The organism is Kribbella pratensis (assembly GCF_004365355.1).
In the GTDB taxonomy this organism is placed as follows: Bacteria; Actinomycetota; Actinomycetes; order Propionibacteriales; family Kribbellaceae; genus Kribbella.
The window spans coordinates 235,009-250,366 of the sequence record NZ_SODP01000002.1 but is presented as its reverse complement, the minus strand read 5'-3'; the positions used below and the strand labels follow the sequence as shown (position 1 = coordinate 250,366).

Genomic DNA, 15,358 nt, shown 5'->3' with positions numbered 1-15,358 from the left:
CTTCGGGTCTGCCTGTCCGCGGACCTGTATAAGCTTCCACCCGTGGCAGACGCACCGGTGGGGATCTTCGATTCAGGCTTCGGGGGACTCACCGTCGCCCGCGCGGTTCTCGATCAGTTGCCGCACGAACCGATCCTGTATCTCGGCGACACCGCCCGCCAGCCGTACGGTCCGAAGCCGATCGCCGAGGTGCGTGAGTACGCGCTCGAGTGCCTCGACCACCTGGTCGAGGCCGGGGTGAAGATGCTCGTCATCGCGTGCAACTCCGCCAGCGCCGCGATGCTGCGTGACGCCCGCGAGCGGTACGACGTACCGGTCGTCGAGGTGATCCTGCCCGCGGCCCGGCGAGCCGTTGCCGCGACGCGCAATCAGCGCGTCGGTGTGATCTGCACCAGGGCAACAGCTCAATCGCTTGCCTATGAAGACGGTTTCGCCGCGGCGCCGCAGATCGAACTGTTCACGCAGGCGTGCCCGAAGTTCGTGCCGTTCGTCGAGGCCGGCGTGACGTCGGGGCCCGAGCTGATCGAGGCCGCGCACGAGTACCTCGATCCGATGGTCGACGCCGGCGTCGACACGCTGATCCTCGGCTGCACGCACTACCCGCTGCTCACCGGCGTGATCTCGTACGTGATGGGCGACAACGTCACCCTGGTCAGCAGCGCCGACGAATGCGCCAAGGACGTCTACAGCGCGCTGACGAAAACGGGCCTGCTCCGCCCGGACAATCTGCCGGCTCCGCAGCACCGCTTCGTGACGACCGGCAGCCCGGACGAGTTCGCGGCGATCGGCTCGCGGTTCCTCGGGCCGGTGCTGTCCAGCGTTGACCAGTTCGCCTGGGTTCGCTGAAGTGTGACCTGGGTCGCACTTGGCGCCCAGCGAGCGGCGCCGGATGTTGTCAGCGGCATCGGTCAACCGCGGAACGCCTGTGTGGCAGGCGGATCGACGCGTCGGCCTTGCCTGCAAACGTCGGAACTCGCCGGTAGTGTTCCAGGTATGAAGCTCACCGTGATCGGTTGCTCCGGGTCCGTGCCCGGGCCGGACTCGGCCGCCTCGAGCTATCTGGTCACTGCCGACGGGTTCAACCTGGTGCTGGACCTCGGCAGTGGTGCGCTCGGTTCGCTCCAGCGGCACCTCGCCGTGCCGGAGATCGGGGCGATCGGCCTGTCCCACCTGCATCCCGACCACTGCATGGATCTGTGCGGGCTGTACGTCGCGGCGAAGTATGCGCCGGGCTCGCCGATCCCACGGATCCCCGTCTTCGGCCCACCCGGGACGGCGCAGCGGATGGCGCTCGCCTACGACCTGCCGCTTGATCCGGGGATGGAGGAGCAGCTGGACTTCCATGCCTGGCAGGAAGTCCAGACCGTCGGGCCCTTCACGATCCGAACGGCGCCGATGGTGCACCCCGTTCCGGCGTACGCGATCCGCGTTGAGCATGGCAACAAGTCGCTCGTCTACACCGGCGACACCGGGCCGAACGACGCGTTGATCGACCTCGCCCGCGGCGCCGACGTACTGCTGTCCGAGGCGGCGCTGCCGGACAACGATCCGCACAATCCGACCGACCTGCACCTGACCCCGGCCGACGCCGGCGAGCACGCCAAGAAGGCCGGCGTGAAACGGCTCGTCATCACCCACGTCCCTCCGTGGTACGACCGCGTCACCCAGGCCGAGAACGCCCGCCGTACCTTCTCCGGTCCCGTCGAGATCGCCACCCCCCACGCCGTTTTCGACATCTGACGCGTCGTGTCAGGCGAAGAAGTCGCGTAGGGACTGAGCGACCTCGGACGGGCCGCCATCGTCCGTAGGGCCGGAGTGGTCGAGCTTCGGGATCGTGACCCGTTTCGAGCGGGCCAGTACACCGGTCAGTGCCTCCAGCGCGCACCCGAAGTACGCCGGACTGCGCGATCCCCCGAGCAGGAGGACATCCGCGTCGACCGTCGCGTAGTCGTCGGTCGTGTCCGCGAGTTGCGCGACGAGCTGCATGTCGGCGGACATCGTCGGGACGAGGTCGGGGATCGGTACGTCGTCACCCTTGGCCTCGCGCTGGAACCGGAACACGAGGTTCAGCGGCGGGACGAGGATGAACCGCGGGAGCGTGCGGAACACCCGATCCGCTTCGAGACCCTTGAGCACGCTCACCAGCGCCGCCGCGATCCTGCCGTCGGCGAGCTCGCGGCGGTACCGCGGCACCCAGTCGACCGGGACCGAGCCGTTGATGGACAGCGGCGGCTCGTAGAGCGCGAGCTTCTCGATGGACGGCGTCACGCGCGCCGTACGAAGGCCGATCAGCGCACCTGAACTCAGTCCGAAGACGCGCGACGCGTCGGTCTCCTTGAGCATCGCCTGCAGGTCCTCGACCTCGCGCTCGATCCCGTAGTCGATGCCGTGCGGCCCGCTCAAGCCGCGTCCCCGGCGGTCCGGCACGGTAATGGTGAAGTCGTCCGCCAGTGCTTCGGCCAGCTTCATGAAGTCCTGCGCGGCGAGCATCGACCCGTGCAGCACAATCACCCCCGGCCCGCTTCCACACTGCCGGAAGCCGATCGTCGTGCCGTCGGCGGACACCACAGACCCCTTGCGATACATCCGTCCTCCCCAAACCCGGGCACACTGTACGCAGTAACCGTACTGCGAACAGCGTGCGCAGTAAACTCCCATCCATGGACCGACCACCGATCTGGCTCCGTCCGGAGCGCGCCGCCCGCGGGCCGCGGCCGGCGCACAGTCGCGACGAGATCGCCGCGGCCGCCGTCCGGGTCGCTGATGCCGAAGGGCTCGCGGCGGTGTCGATGCGGCGCGTGGCGACCGAGCTCGGCACCGGCACGACCTCGCTCTACCGGTACGTCGACGGCAAGGATGAGCTCTTCGACCTGATGGTCGACCGTGCGATGGGTGACGGCCGGCCGCCGGTTCCGACGGGGAATTGGCGCGTCGACCTGGCGGCGGTCGCCCATGCGCAGCGAGCCATCATGTTGCGTCATCCCTGGCTCGTCCGACTCCCCGCGACCAGGCCCGTCCTCGGCCCGAACACGCTCGCCTGGCTCGAGGCGACGTACGCCGCGGTCGACGTGCCGGGGCTGGATGCCGACGAGGTGCTGGCGCAGGCGGCGACCTTGCTGACCTTCGTTCGTGGTCATGCGCTGGAGGAGCTGACCGAGCGCGAGGCGGGCTCGACGATGGCGGACTGGCTGACCAAGCAGTCGCAACGGTACGCCGAACAGGTCATCGGGAGCGGCGTCTACCCGCACTTGAGCCGGATGATGATCGAGGCCGAGACGCCGCATGCGGCCGACCGGTTCGACCGGCTGTTCGCGCGGAGTCTCGAGCACGTGCTGACCGGGCTCGCGGCTGGGCGGGGCTAGACATCGAGTAATTCTGAGATCTACTCTCAAATTAGAGCTGATCTCAGAAAGGTGTCTCGTCATGACCGCTACTACCCTCGACCCGCGCCGGTGGTGGGCGCTGGGTGCGATGTCCATCAGCCTGATCGTGATCGGGCTGGACCTGACCGTGCTGAACGTCGCGCTGCCGACGCTCGCCACCGATCTGAAGGCGTCGACGAGTCAGCTCCAGTGGTTCGCGAACGCCTATACGCTCGTGCTCGCCTCGCTGCTGCTCCCGGCCGGGCTGCTCGGCGACCGGTTCGGGCCGAAGCGGCTGATGCTCGGCGCGCTCGTGGTCTTCGGGCTGGCGTCGACGGCCTGCGCGTTCGCGACCACGCCGGGCCAGCTGATCGCGGCTCGCGCGGCCCTCGGGGTCGGATCGGCGTTCCTGATCCCGCTGTCGATGTCGTTGCTCAACCTGCTGTTCGCGCCGGAGGAGCGGCAGCGGGCGATGACGATCTGGCTGATGGCGAACTCGATCGGGATCCCGCTCGGCCCGCTGCTCGGCGGCTGGTTGCTCGACCACTACCGCTGGGGCTCGATCTTCCTGATCAACCTGCCACTAGTTGCGATCGGACTAGTTGCAGTGGCACTGCTGATCCCGACGACGGCCGGCCACCGATCGCGGCGGATCGACGGACCAGGGATTCTGCTCACTGCGGCTGGGCTGGTCGCGCTGACGTACGGGTTCATCGCGGCTGGAGAGCACGGGTGGGGTTCGGTGTGGGCGCTCGGTGCGATCGCGGGCGGAGTGGTCTTCCTGACGGCGTTCTGGGCGTGGGCCCGGCGTACGGCGGATCCGTTGGTCGACCTGAAGCTGTTCAGGTCGGCGGGATTCACGTGGGGGACCGTGCTCGCGACGCTGGCCTCGTTCGCCTTGGTGGGGTTGCTGTTCGTGCTGCCGCAGTTGTTCCAGGCTGTGCAGGGTGCGGACGCGTTCCAGGCCGGGCTGCGGTTGCTGCCGATCATCGGCGGGATGCTGATCGGCGCGAAGGTGGCTGAGCGGCTGCTCGAGCGGGTCGGAGCGCGGGTGACCGTGGTGATCGGGTTCTCGTTGATGCTGGCCGGGTTGGTGATCGGAGCGTTCACGAAGGCCGGCGACGGCTACGGCTTCACCGCGATCTGGGTGAGCCTGGTCGGGGTGAGCATCGGATTCACGTTGCCGCCGATGAACGGGTTGGCGCTGGCGGCCCTGCCGATCGAGCGGAGCGGGTCCGGGTCCGCGCTGATCCAGGCGTCACGGCAGGTCGGCGGCACGCTCGGTGTGGCGATCCTCGGGACGGTGCTCAACGCGGCGTACCGGAGTCATCTCGATGTCAGCGGGTTGCCGCCCGCGGCTGCGGACGTGGCTCGCGACAGCGCGTCGGCCGCGATCGCGATCGGTTCGCCCGGCGTGACGCGCTCGGCGCAGGCGGCGTTCGTCAACGGCATGGACGTGACGCTGTGGGTGTGCAGTGGACTCGCGGTGGCCTCGATCGTGCTCGCGCTGGCGTTTCTGCCACGCCGTACCGCGGTTGCCGACCAGGAAGTTGTCACAATCGGAGCATGAGCGGGCTGCGGGAACGGAAGAAGGCCAAGACCAGGGCGGCGATCCAGGAGCATGCCCTGCGATTGTTCCGGGACCAGGGGTACGCCGAGACGACCGTCCAGGAGATCGCTGCCGCGGCCGAGATCTCGCCGGCGACGTTCTTCCGGTACTTCCCGACCAAGGAGGACACGATCGTCCTCGACCGGCTCGACCCGATGATGATCGAGTTGTTCCGCAACCAGCCGGCTGAGCTGAGTCCGACCGAGGCCCTCCGTGCGTCGATCCGGCAGAGCCTCGACACCCTGACCGAGGACGAGTGGGCGCTCGAGTCCGAACGCCAGCGGCTGGTGATGAATGCTGCCGAACTGCGGGTGCGGATGCTCGACCAGCTCTACGAAGGCATCGACCTGCTCGCCTCCCTCGCGGCAGAACGCACCGGCCGGGCTCCCGACGACATCGCCGTTCGGGCCTGGGCCGGGGCGGTCGTCGGTGTTGTGCTGGCGACGTACCAGCAATTGGAGGTCGACGGTCCGCTCCCGAAGTACCTCGAGACGCTGGATCGCGCCTTCGACCAGCTCGGCGGGCTCCGGCTCGAACCGTAGTCAGGCCACCTGCTCGGCGACCTGTACCGACAACGGATCGCCCGGCCGCAGGCCGAACGCGGCGGCCGCGGAGCCACCGCGGATCACCAGCTCGGTGAACCCGGTGCCCGAGCTGCCCTGGATGAGGCCGGGCGTGTTCCGCGGTACGGCGGTCAGGTGTGGGTAGCACGTCACGTCCTTGCCCTGGGCAACAGTTACGACGTCGCCGGGAGTGAGTCCGAGATCGCGGTCGAGTTTGCAGTTGCCGAAGTTGTCGACCACGGCAACGACCGGGTCCGCGTCGCGGGTCTCGGGGACAGCGGTCTCGACGGCGGGTACGGCGCGACCGTCGGCGACCCATTTCGCCAGCAACGGCAGGTACCACAGGCTGCGGAACTGCGTGCCGGCGATCTTGTCGATCTCGCCCGGTGCGAAGCCGGCCGCGGTCACGGCCTGGCGGATGTCCGTCACGTAGACGTGGCTGATGCCGAGCTCGCGGCGGACCAAGGAGAGGGCGCGGGCGCTGAAGGTGCTTGCTACCAGATGCTTGCCGTGCCAGAAGAAGCAGAACGGTACGCCGTTCGGCCAGACACCGTCGCGCGGCGCGATGTTGAGCAGGGTGATCGTCGGGTGGCCGTCCTCGCCGAGGGACTCGGTGGCGAGTAGGCAGTCGAGCAGGGTCAGTGCGGCGAACGACTCCGGATCGGGCCCGTCGGCGGCGACGATGGTCGGCGACTGGCCGAACAGGGCGCCGATCCGGGTGCTGAGTCTGGCGCGGGCGTTGCCGTCATGACAGTCGGTGATGTAGGTGATCGGGTACACAAGGACTCCACGAGGTTTGCAGCGGGTTGGAAACGAAAGAGGCCCCCGACATCGGGGGCCTCTCGCTGCAAGCACACGTGCCTACGCCGCTGAAGTCCTCCCGCATCGAGGGCTCAGCATTCGCATAGCGGCGTACCAGGTCACGTCGTGGATCGTAGCACTCAGCGAACCTGGCCGTTGTCGAAATACGCGACCAGGGCCGGGTCGAGCGGCGGGATGTCCTGCGGTACGCCGTCCGCGCGCAGCGACTGGGTCGCGGCGTAACCGGCGGCGACCGCGGCACGGGCGGCGACCGGGGAGGTGAGCGTCGCGCCGCCGTCGCGGACGAAGTTCACGAACTCCGCGACCAGGTGCGGGTCGGCGCCGCCGTGGTGCTCGGTCTCGCCGGCGATCTCCACGACCTGGTCGGCATCCTCGCGGTACCCCGACCGACGGCTGTTCCAGACCTTCACCACACCGCCCGCCGTGTCACCGAAGTTCTCGAGCCGGCCGTGCGTGCCGATGACGGTGTAGTTGCGCCAGTAGTCCGGCGTGTAGTGGCACTGCTCGTAGTTCATCAGCACGCCGTTGTCGAGCAGCAGGTTCACCTGCGAGATGTCCTCGACGTCCATCACCGGAGCCAGGCCCTTCTGCTCCAGCGGCGGCCAGTTCTTCTCGCTCACGAACTCCTTGAACCGCTGGTCCGAGCGATCCTGCCGGTCCGTGATCCCGCCGTACAGCGTCAGCGCGCCCATCGCGTTCACGCGCGTCGTGTAGCCGCCGGCCAGCCAGTGCATCACGTCGATGTCGTGGGCACCCTTCTGCAGCAGCAGTCCGGTGGTACGGCGACGGTCCGCGTGCCAGTCCTTGAAGTAGAAGTCACCGCCGTGGCCGACGAAGTGCCGGCACCAGATCGCCTTCACGTCGCCGATCGCGCCGTCCTGGATCAGCTTGCGCATCGTCAGGACGACGGACATGTGGCGCATGTTGTGGCCGACGTACAGCCGCGCGCCGGTGTCGTACGCCGCCTGCAGCACGCGGTCGCACCCTTCGGTGGTGATCGCCAGCGGCTTCTCCACGAAGACGTTGACCCCGGCCCGGAGGAAGTCGATCGCCGGCCCCTCGTGCAGGTCGTCCGGCGTTGTCAGGAAGACACCGTCGAGCTTCTGCTCCAGCAGTTCGTTGTGGTCGGCGTACGCCGATGCCTGCGGGTACAACTCCAGGGCTGCGTCCCGCTGGGGCGCGGACGGGTCGGCAACGGCCACGACCTCCGACCCCTCGCCGGGGCGGTGCGCGTACTGCGCGATCCGACTCCGGGCCCCGAGTCCCACCACGCCAAACCGAAGATCACTCATACCAGCCAACTCCTGCACATAGTTGTTTCCAGAAGCCTAACTCCGAGCAGTTCTGATCCTCAATCACCTGCCTTTGCCATGACGTTGCCCCACTCGTCATCCGCCGAACATCACAGTCTCGCTCCGTGCGCCCACCATGGCGGAATGTGAGCCTCCACTACGTGGCACTGGGGGACTCGACCACCGTAGGTGTCGGGGACCCGATGAACGGCAGCAGTACAACCGACCTGTCCGGTGCCGGTGCGCGCCCGGGCGAGGGGTGGCGGGGCTGGGCCTCGCTGCTCGCCGACTCCCTGGCCAGCTCCCACCGTGTGACGTTCTCCAACTTCGCGACCAGCGGCGCCACCGTGCCGATCGTCGCGACCGAGCAACTGCCCGAGGCGATGTCCGTGGCCGACGGCCGGATCGACATCGCCTCCTTGATCGCCGGGGTGAACGACACCCTGCGCTCCACGTTCGACGCCGGCCGGATCCGCGACCACCTGCACCAGATCGCGGACGAGCTGACAGCCCGCGGCGCGCTGTTGCTGACGGTCCGGTTCCACGACCACGGCAAGGTGTTCGGCCTGCCGAAATGGCTGCGGCGGCCGCTGTGGCACCGGATCGAGCAGGTCAACGTCGTGTTCGACGATCTGCACGCGCGCTACGGCGGGATCCGGCTGGACATGGCCGACTACCCCGAGGTGTACCGGCGGGACTTCTGGAGCATCGACCGGCTGCATCCGGGGGAGCGCGGGCACCGCAAGCTCGCCCGCGCGTTCGCCGACGAATTGGCGGTCCGCGGGATGCCGATCGACGTACGCCCGGAGCTGGACTGTGCATACCGGCCGCCGAGTCGCTGGGCGGACGCGATGTGGCTGGTGCGTGAAGGCGTGCCGTGGGTGGGGCGCCGGGCCAACGACCTGCTGCCGTGGGCGGCCAGAATGGCGGTCACCCAGGTCCGGCCACCGAGCCGCCCGTCGCTCGTCCTCCCACCGTCGTCACTCGACCTGCCGCCGGCGGCCGTGGTGCTTCCGCCTTCGTCCAATGCGGAGGTCCAGCACCTGGAGGCATAGGGTCTGATTCATGGCCCGTATCGATGGACGTAACGCTGACCAGCTCCGCCCGGTGACGATCACCAGGAACTGGCTCGACCATGCCGAGGGCTCGGTGCTGGTCGAGTTCGGGCGGACCCGGGTGCTGTGCGCGGCGAGTGTGACCGAGGGCGTGCCGCGCTGGCGGAAGGGATCGGGGCTCGGCTGGGTCAGCGCGGAGTACGCGATGCTGCCGCGGGCGACCAACACGCGCTCGGACCGTGAGTCCGTGAAGGGCAGGATCGGCGGCCGCACGCACGAGATCTCCAGGCTGATCGGGCGCTCGCTGCGGGCCGTGATCGACTACAAGGCGCTCGGCGAGAACACGATCCTGCTGGACTGCGACGTACTGCAGGCCGACGGCGGGACGCGCACTGCCGCGATCACCGGCGCGTACGTCGCACTGGCGGACGCGGTGTCGTTCCTGCGCGAGAAGAAGCTGCTGAAGAGCGAGCCGCTGACCGGGACGGTGTCGGCGGTGTCGGTCGGGATCGTCGACGGTGCCCCGATGCTGGACCTCTGCTACGAGGAGGACGTCCGGGCCGAGACCGACATGAACCTGGTGGTCACCGGCGAAGGCAAGTTCATCGAGGTGCAGGGCACGGCCGAGGGTGCGCCGTTCGACCGCGCCGAGCTGGACAGCCTGCTCGCACTGGGCGTCGCGGGCTGCGCGGACCTGGCCAAGCTGCAGCAGGAGGCGCTGGCATGAACGAGCGGAGCGAGTTCATCGTCGAGCACAGCGTCCTTCGTGCCTCATCCGCGCCCGGAGCGAAGCGAGGACGTGGATGAGTACAGTCCTGCTGGCGTCGAACAACAAGAAGAAGCTCGAGGAACTGCGGCGGATCCTGACGCCGATCGTGCCCGGCATCGAGGTGCTCGGGCTCGGCGACGTACCGCCGTACGACGAGCCGGCCGAGACCGAGCCGACGTTCGAGGGGAACGCGCTGCTCAAGGCGCACGCGGCGCTGAAGGCGACCGGGCTGCCGTCGATCGCGGACGACAGCGGCATCTGCGTCGACGCGCTGAACGGGATGCCCGGCGTACTGTCGGCGCGCTGGTCCGGGCCGGCCAAGGACAATCACGCCAACAACCTGCTGCTGCTCGGTCAGCTGGAGGACGTTCCGGACGAGCGGCGCGGGGCGTCGTTCGTGGCGGCGGTGGCCTTCGTCCGGCCGGATGCCGACGACGAGGTCGTGATCGGCGAGATGCGCGGGTCGGTCATCCGGGAGCTGCGTGGCAGCGGCGGGTTCGGGTACGACGTACTGTTCCAGGCCGAGGGGTACGACCGGACCACGGCGGAGCTGTCCATCGAGGAGAAGGACGCGATCAGCCACCGCGGCAAGGCGCTCCGCGCGCTGGCGCCGCTGGTCGCGAAGGCGTTGGGGAGTTAGGCCCTGTCTGGTAACCCAGCGCCTACTGCGGGGCACTCGGCACGGCACCTCGCCGCACGGGACCGAAGGCCACGATGCTCCGCATCGAGACCTTCGCCCCCGCACGCCGAGCTACCGCACCGAGCACCTCCTCGCTACGGCGCCGGTTTACCAGAAAGGACCTAGCCATGTTGTTCGCAGGATCGGATCGCGACGGGGTCGCGGACGGGAAGATCACCGTCGCCTATCGGCGGTGGGCCGAGCCGCGGGTGGTCGAGGGCCGGATCTACCGCACGAACGCGGGCCGGATCCAGATCGACAGCATCCGCACGGTCAACCCGGAGCTGATCGCGGACACCGATGCCGAGGTCGCTCTGGCCGACCGCCGCAACGCGAAGGATGTACGGCGGCGGTTGCGTGGTGACGAGTCGATGCCGACGTTCCTGATCCGCTTCCACCTGGTCGAAGGGCCGGATCCGCGTGAGGAGTTGGCCGCGCAGACGTCTTTGTCGCCTGAGGAGCTCGCCGACCTTCGCGCTCGCCTCGACCAGTTCGACCAGCTGAGCCACCACGGCGCGTGGACGACCGAGACGCTCCGGCTGATCCAGTCCCGGCCTGCTACCCGGGCCGCCGATCTCGCGGCCTCGGTCGGGCGGGAGACCGCGCCGTTCAAGCTCGACGTCCGGAAGCTGAAGAACCTCGGCCTGACCCACAGCCTCGAGGTCGGCTACGAGCTGAGCCCCCGCGGCGCGGCGTACCTGGATGCCCTAGGCAACTAGCACTGCTCCGCGAGGCCCCGGCGAACTTCCCCGTCGCGCGTCCACTGGGGTTTTGACCATCTGAGGGGTCAACCCCGGAGTTGGTCGGTTGTTACGTCGGTATGCGAGGGGGCAACCGACAAGCTGAGGGGTCAACCCCTCAGCGGTTCGCGGGCGTGGTGTTAGAGCTCGTTGCTGCGGTGGAGTTTGAGGGTGGCGAGTAGGTCTTCGTGGAGTTCGAACCAGACCCGGTGGCAGGAGTCGACGTCGGAGCGGTCGACCCAGGATGTGTCGCCTGCGGTGGCGCGGGCCAGCGCGGTTGAGAAGCGGGTGTCGTAGCCGCGGAAGCGCGGAAGGACGCTTGTGAGGCGGGCCGTGATCGGGGCCAGGGCGGTGTCGAGGACCTTGAGTTCGTGGAGGACGCCGGCGTCCCACGCGGGGTCGGTGTGGTCGTTCGCGGCGAGCGGGTCGGTGGGCGACGGGCGTAGTTGCCAGTCGGTGCAGGCCTGCTGCAGAAGTGCGTTGAGCGGCAGGAAGTCGGCGTACACCTCCTGGACAGCGTCGGGGTTGCCCAGCTCGGCCGCGAGTAGGCGCTCGTTTTCGGCGCGGCCGGCCTCGGTCAGGGACCAGCCGGAGGTGCCGGCGAACGTACTGCGGGTTGTCCAGCCCCGCGCCTCGGCGTCCTCGAGTGTGTCCTCGACGGCTTGCGGTGGGAGGTTGAAACGCCGGGCGACGATCGGGGTGTCCGCGAATCCCAGCAGGCGTACGGCGTGCAGCACCAGGAGCATCATGAGTCCATCCGCGCGGCGAGCCGGTTGAACCTTTGCTGACAGGCCTGCGGTGAACTGAATCCCATCGCGTCGGCCATCTCCGCCCAGGTCAGGCCGGAACTCCTCGCGAGGAAGAGCAGACCGGACTCGACCTCCTCGACCTCGGCGCGCGCGGCCGGCAGGAGCGCGAGCGCAGCGAGCAGGTCGTCGCCGCTCAGCTCGGCCGACCGCCAGGCCGCGAACTGCGTCAGATCCACCGCCGACAACGGAACCGGCGCAGGCCGCCACGGCCGAGCCGGCAGCTCCTTCGCGCCTTTGGCGAGGAGCTGTTCACGGGCCTCGCGCTGACGCTCGGCCTGGGCTTGATCCGAATCCTGCTTGCTTCGCATCCGCCTACAGTGGATTATCAACAGAACGTTGTCAACGTTCTGTTGTCAACGTTCCGTTGATCGGAGGTAGGCGTGCTGGTGCCGATCGCGGAAGCGACCGTGGACGCGTACGGCGGGAAGGCCGGCGGGTTGGGCGCCCTCATCCGCGCCGGCCTCCCGGTCCCGGATGGCGTGGTCGTACCTGACGGCGCGGTTGCGGACGAGCTTGGGCAGTGGCTTCACCGGATGGGTAACCCGTTGGTCGCCGTACGGTCGTCGGCGGCCAACGAGGACACCGCGCTCAGCTCTGCCGCGGGACAGCACGACAGCTTCCTCGGCGTACGAGGGCTGGCGGCTGTCCTGGACGCCGTACGTGCCTGCCGTGCGTCGGTGTGGTCGCCGCGAGCGGTCGCTTATCGCGACGGCGCCGAGGCGCCGCCGATGGCCGTGATCGTTCAGCTGCAGGTGGACGCGGACGTCTCCGGTGTCATGTTCACCGGTGACGACGCGACGACGATCGAGGCGTGCTGGGGCCTGGGCCCGAGCATCGTCGAAGGCCGGGTGACACCCGACCGATACGAGGTCGCCGACGGCAGAGTCACCCGCACGATCGCCGACAAACGAACCGCCCTCACCCTGACCGGCACCCAGCAGGTCCCCACCGCCCGCCGCCGCAGCCCCACCCTCTCCGACGCAACCGCCGTACGCCTAGCCACCCTCGCCCACCAGGCTGCAGCCGCGCTAGGCGCCCCTCAAGACCTCGAATGGGCAATCGCCGCCAACACCCCGTGGCTCCTACAATCCCGCCCCATCACTGCCCAGCCCCCACTCCCCGCGCCCTCCCCAACCACCCCCGCCAGCGACACCCCGGCCACTCTGGGCACCGCCTGCGGCACCTCAGACATCTTCAGCGGTACGCCCGGCAGTCGCGGTACGGCAACCGGGCCGGCGCGGGTCGTCCGGGGCCCAGCCGACTTCGCTCACGTCCGCCCGGGCGACATCCTCGTCTGCCCGTTCACCGATCCGGCCTGGACCCCGCTCCTGTCCATCGCCGCCGGCGTGATCACCGAACAAGGCGGCGTCCTCTCCCACGCCGCCATCGTCGCCAGAGAACACCAAATCCCCGCCGTCCTAGCCGTCCCGGACGCCACCAGACGGATCCCCGACGGCGCCCGGGTAACCGTTAACGGCACCACCGGGCAGATTCAGGTCTGAGTCAGCGGTTGTCGCCGCTGCCGCTCAGCTTGTTTCGGGACTGGCGGTCGGCGAGTTTGGTGAGGTTCAGGTGGGCTACTTGTTCGAGGGGTACGTCGAAGTGGTTGGCGAGGACTGCGATGTACCAGAGAGTGTCGCCGAGTTCCTTGGTGAGGTCTTCGGGGTCCCATTGGGTGAAGTCGCTGTCCTTGTCGCGGACGATCTTCTTCGCCTTCTCGGCGAGTTCGCCTGCTTCGCCGACCAGTCCGAGGAGCAGGTGGAAGACCTCGTTGGGCTTGTCCTTCGGGGCGGCGGTCCGGAGGGCGGCCTGCTGGTACTCGTTCAGGTGCATGTGCCAGAGGCGGGAGTTGAACCCGCACGCCCGGGGGCGCCGGCACCTAAAGCCGGTGTGTCTGCCGTTCCACCACTCTGGCTGAAGAGGCGCGGTCGCCTCCCCTAGACGAACATCCTAGGGGAGGCGACTGCGTCAGCGGCTCTGCAGGGCGTCGATGAAGACGTTCTTCAGGTCGCCGGGCTGGCGGGCGACGTACGCCTGGCCGCCGGTGGCCTGGGCCAGGGCGCTGAGCTCGTCGGCGTTCACCTCGGGACCCATACCGAGCGCGATGATGCGGACCGGGCGGCCGGGGTCCTGCAGACCGCGCAGGGTGTTGACCGCCTGGGCCAGGGTCGGGCTGCCCGGGTCGTCGTTCTTGCCGTCGGTGAACAGCAGGATCGAGTTGACCGCACGCTGGTCGTATCCCCGCCGTACGGCGCGGACCGCGGCGATCGCGGTGTCGTACAGCCCGGTGCCGCCGTTCGCGATCGGGTGCTGGATCTTCAGCTGGTCGACGATCTTCCCGCGCTGCCGCTTCGACAGCGGTGCGATCGGCACCAGCTCCTTGTAGTCGGCCCCGTCAACCCCGATCTTGGTCGAGAACGTCCACAGGCCGAGCGACGCGCTGTCCGGGAACAGGCTCAGGCCGCCCGCCGCCGCCTCGATGGTGAGCTGCATGCGGGTCTTCGTGCCGACCTTGTCGTTCATCGAACCGGAGACGTCGATGACTGCCAGCGAGTGCGTCAGCAGCGACAGCCGGGTCCAGTTCTGCAGCGTGGTGTCGATCGCCTCGCTGGTCGGCTTGGTCAGCTGGTTCACGTCGCCGACACCGCGGCCGCCGCTGAGCGGGCTCAGTTGGGTGTCGCGGAACCCGGCCTGGTCACGCGCCTGCCCGGCCGAGTCGGTCAGCAGCTCGCCGGCCAGCGCCTGGGCGGCGTTGGACGCCGCGTCGGTGTCGGACTTGGCGGTCACCACGATCGGGTAGTCCAGGTACAGCGTGCCGGTGGCCGGCTGGATCACTCGCAGCTGATTGTCCGGGTGGTCTTCCTGGAACTTCACGAAGCTCTGCTCGGACGCCGGGACGATGACCGAGCTGCCGTCCTGGTCCGCCCGGCCGAACAGCGCCTCGACGTCCGTGTACGGCTTGGCCATCGAACCGAGGCGCTGCGCCAGCGGAACGATCACCTGCGACATCTGGGTCTCGGACGCAGAGGTCTTCGCCCGCTCCGCCTGTACGGCGAGCAGCGCGAGGGCGCCGGGCGAGGTGCTCAGCGGGTCGAGCAGGGCCGGCTCGGTCTTGCTCATGATGCGCAGCCACGAGGAGGTGTCGGCGAAGTTCGTCCTCCGGCCGACGAGCACCATCGGAGAGGTCGCGATCGACTGCACCGCGATGGTCGGGACGCTCTGGCCGTCGTCGGCCTGGGCGACCCACAGCGAGGAGTCCGGTACCCACAGGTCGGGCCGGTTGTCACTGCCGTGCGCGACGTCGCGGGCGATCTGGGACGACGGGGCCGCGGTGATGGTGAACTGCAGGCACGGGTTGCCGTCCTTACCGCCCTTGGCCGCCAGCGACTTGGCCGCGGCTTCGAGCGAGGACTGCATCTCGGGCGTGGTCGCCATCTGGATCTGTGTCGGGTCGTCACACGCCTTGTTGCCGCCGAGGAATCCGTCGGCACCCGACTCCGAGCCGAAGGAGCGGACCACGAACACCGCTCCCAGTGAAAGCACCAATAAGCCGACCGCGGTGATGTACACCGAACGGCGGTTGTTGTTACTTCCCGTCACCGCAGAGGAATGTTTTCCCATCGCGGCAGGTCCCTCCCTCCCAGAGGCTGACTGCGCG

General features: G+C 68.7%; 17 protein-coding genes and 1 tRNA gene. 10 read left to right on the top strand and 8 right to left on the bottom strand.

The window, feature by feature from the left end; translation table 11 throughout:
• Positions 1-42 precede the first annotated feature (42 nt).
• Positions 43-846, top strand: a complete 804-nt coding sequence (gene murI, locus EV653_RS17755) for a glutamate racemase (protein WP_134104822.1) — start codon at positions 43-45, stop codon at positions 844-846.
• Between the two features lie 147 nt (positions 847-993).
• Complete coding sequence (locus EV653_RS17750) at positions 994-1,740, top strand: MBL fold metallo-hydrolase (RefSeq protein WP_134104820.1); 747 nt, start codon at positions 994-996, stop codon at positions 1,738-1,740.
• Between the two features lie 9 nt (positions 1,741-1,749).
• Here the strand turns inward: EV653_RS17750 and EV653_RS17745 are convergent, their stop codons facing one another.
• Positions 1,750-2,586 carry an alpha/beta fold hydrolase gene (locus tag EV653_RS17745; RefSeq protein ID WP_166679477.1) on the bottom strand — a complete coding sequence of 279 codons (837 nt, stop codon included), beginning with the start codon at positions 2,584-2,586 and terminating at the stop codon, positions 1,750-1,752.
• Positions 2,587-2,660: 74 nt separating this feature from the next.
• Here EV653_RS17745 and EV653_RS17740 point away from each other — a divergent pair, with 74 nt between their 5' ends.
• From EV653_RS17740 to EV653_RS17730, 3 genes are all read left to right on the top strand, one after another.
• Positions 2,661-3,362, top strand: coding sequence for a TetR/AcrR family transcriptional regulator (locus EV653_RS17740; protein WP_134104816.1), 702 nt, complete (start codon positions 2,661-2,663; stop codon positions 3,360-3,362).
• A 61-nt stretch (positions 3,363-3,423) separates the two neighbouring features.
• Positions 3,424-4,932, top strand: a complete 1,509-nt coding sequence (locus tag EV653_RS17735) for a DHA2 family efflux MFS transporter permease subunit (protein WP_202871723.1) — start codon at positions 3,424-3,426, stop codon at positions 4,930-4,932.
• Positions 4,929-5,513, top strand: a complete 585-nt coding sequence (locus EV653_RS17730; RefSeq protein WP_134104814.1) for an acyl-CoA-like ligand-binding transcription factor — start codon at positions 4,929-4,931, stop codon at positions 5,511-5,513. Before EV653_RS17735 ends, EV653_RS17730 begins: the two co-directional genes overlap by 4 nt.
• On the opposite strand, the gene EV653_RS17725 is transcribed toward EV653_RS17730, so the two are convergent.
• Both EV653_RS17725 and EV653_RS17720 read right to left on the bottom strand, forming a co-directional pair.
• Positions 5,514-6,314: an SAM hydroxide adenosyltransferase gene (locus tag EV653_RS17725; RefSeq protein ID WP_134104812.1), complete on the bottom strand. Its 801-nt coding sequence runs from the start codon at positions 6,312-6,314 to the stop codon at positions 5,514-5,516.
• Positions 6,315-6,475: 161 nt separating this feature from the next.
• Positions 6,476-7,648 carry a Gfo/Idh/MocA family protein gene (locus EV653_RS17720; protein WP_134104810.1) on the bottom strand — a complete coding sequence of 391 codons (1,173 nt, stop codon included), beginning with the start codon at positions 7,646-7,648 and terminating at the stop codon, positions 6,476-6,478.
• Between the two features lie 146 nt (positions 7,649-7,794).
• Between EV653_RS17720 and EV653_RS17715 the strand changes: the two genes are divergently transcribed.
• From EV653_RS17715 to EV653_RS17700, 4 genes are all read left to right on the top strand, one after another.
• The gene (locus EV653_RS17715; RefSeq protein WP_134104808.1) at positions 7,795-8,703 is read left to right on the top strand and encodes an SGNH/GDSL hydrolase family protein; all 909 of its coding nucleotides are present in this window, start codon (positions 7,795-7,797) and stop codon (positions 8,701-8,703) included.
• A 10-nt stretch (positions 8,704-8,713) separates the two neighbouring features.
• On the top strand, positions 8,714-9,430 hold the full coding sequence (gene rph / locus EV653_RS17710) for a ribonuclease PH (protein WP_134104806.1): 717 nt from the start codon (positions 8,714-8,716) through the stop codon (positions 9,428-9,430).
• Between the two features lie 76 nt (positions 9,431-9,506).
• Complete coding sequence (gene rdgB / locus EV653_RS17705) at positions 9,507-10,112, top strand: RdgB/HAM1 family non-canonical purine NTP pyrophosphatase (RefSeq protein WP_134104804.1); 606 nt, start codon at positions 9,507-9,509, stop codon at positions 10,110-10,112.
• Positions 10,113-10,279: 167 nt separating this feature from the next.
• Positions 10,280-10,870 carry an ASCH domain-containing protein gene (locus EV653_RS17700; RefSeq protein WP_134104802.1) on the top strand — a complete coding sequence of 197 codons (591 nt, stop codon included), beginning with the start codon at positions 10,280-10,282 and terminating at the stop codon, positions 10,868-10,870.
• 161 nt (positions 10,871-11,031) lie between these two features.
• Here the strand turns inward: EV653_RS17700 and EV653_RS17695 are convergent, their stop codons facing one another.
• Together EV653_RS17695 and EV653_RS17690 are read right to left on the bottom strand one after the other, a co-directional pair.
• Positions 11,032-11,640, bottom strand: a complete 609-nt coding sequence (locus EV653_RS17695; protein WP_134104800.1) for a transcriptional regulator — start codon at positions 11,638-11,640, stop codon at positions 11,032-11,034.
• Positions 11,637-12,008, bottom strand: a complete 372-nt coding sequence (locus tag EV653_RS17690) for a DNA-binding protein (protein ID WP_134104798.1) — start codon at positions 12,006-12,008, stop codon at positions 11,637-11,639. The genes EV653_RS17695 and EV653_RS17690 overlap by 4 nt, the downstream gene beginning before the upstream one ends.
• 72 nt (positions 12,009-12,080) lie before the next feature.
• Here EV653_RS17690 and EV653_RS17685 point away from each other — a divergent pair, with 72 nt between their 5' ends.
• Positions 12,081-13,202 carry a PEP/pyruvate-binding domain-containing protein gene (locus EV653_RS17685; protein ID WP_134104796.1) on the top strand — a complete coding sequence of 374 codons (1,122 nt, stop codon included), beginning with the start codon at positions 12,081-12,083 and terminating at the stop codon, positions 13,200-13,202.
• 1 nt (position 13,203) lies between these two features.
• Here the strand turns inward: EV653_RS17685 and EV653_RS17680 are convergent, their stop codons facing one another.
• The 3 genes from EV653_RS17680 to EV653_RS17670 form a co-directional block, all read right to left on the bottom strand.
• Positions 13,204-13,533, bottom strand: coding sequence for a nucleoside triphosphate pyrophosphohydrolase family protein (locus tag EV653_RS17680; RefSeq protein WP_134104794.1), 330 nt, complete (start codon positions 13,531-13,533; stop codon positions 13,204-13,206).
• Between the two features lies 1 nt (position 13,534).
• Positions 13,535-13,615: transfer RNA gene (locus EV653_RS17675), tRNA-Leu, on the bottom strand.
• A 53-nt stretch (positions 13,616-13,668) separates the two neighbouring features.
• The gene (locus EV653_RS17670; RefSeq protein WP_238159859.1) at positions 13,669-15,300 is read right to left on the bottom strand and encodes a substrate-binding domain-containing protein; all 1,632 of its coding nucleotides are present in this window, start codon (positions 15,298-15,300) and stop codon (positions 13,669-13,671) included.
• Positions 15,301-15,358: the final 58 nt, after the last annotated feature.

Excerpts from the sequence above, each read along its gene's own strand:
- EV653_RS17750 (WP_134104820.1), top strand. The coding sequence starts at position 994 with ATGAAGCTCACCGTGATCGGTTGCTCCGGGTCCGTGCCCGGGCCGGAC.
- EV653_RS17745 (WP_166679477.1), bottom strand. The coding sequence starts at position 2,586 with ATGTATCGCAAGGGGTCTGTGGTGTCCGCCGACGGCACGACGATCGGC.
- EV653_RS17740 (WP_134104816.1), top strand. The coding sequence starts at position 2,661 with ATGGACCGACCACCGATCTGGCTCCGTCCGGAGCGCGCCGCCCGCGGG.
- EV653_RS17735 (WP_202871723.1), top strand. The coding sequence starts at position 3,424 with ATGACCGCTACTACCCTCGACCCGCGCCGGTGGTGGGCGCTGGGTGCG.
- EV653_RS17730 (WP_134104814.1), top strand. The coding sequence starts at position 4,929 with ATGAGCGGGCTGCGGGAACGGAAGAAGGCCAAGACCAGGGCGGCGATC.
- EV653_RS17720 (WP_134104810.1), bottom strand. The coding sequence starts at position 7,648 with ATGAGTGATCTTCGGTTTGGCGTGGTGGGACTCGGGGCCCGGAGTCGG.
- rph (WP_134104806.1), top strand. The coding sequence starts at position 8,714 with ATGGCCCGTATCGATGGACGTAACGCTGACCAGCTCCGCCCGGTGACG.
- rdgB (WP_134104804.1), top strand. The coding sequence starts at position 9,507 with ATGAGTACAGTCCTGCTGGCGTCGAACAACAAGAAGAAGCTCGAGGAA.
- EV653_RS17700 (WP_134104802.1), top strand. The coding sequence starts at position 10,280 with ATGTTGTTCGCAGGATCGGATCGCGACGGGGTCGCGGACGGGAAGATC.
- EV653_RS17695 (WP_134104800.1), bottom strand. The coding sequence starts at position 11,640 with ATGATGCTCCTGGTGCTGCACGCCGTACGCCTGCTGGGATTCGCGGAC.
- EV653_RS17690 (WP_134104798.1), bottom strand. The coding sequence starts at position 12,008 with ATGCGAAGCAAGCAGGATTCGGATCAAGCCCAGGCCGAGCGTCAGCGC.
- EV653_RS17680 (WP_134104794.1), bottom strand. The coding sequence starts at position 13,533 with ATGCACCTGAACGAGTACCAGCAGGCCGCCCTCCGGACCGCCGCCCCG.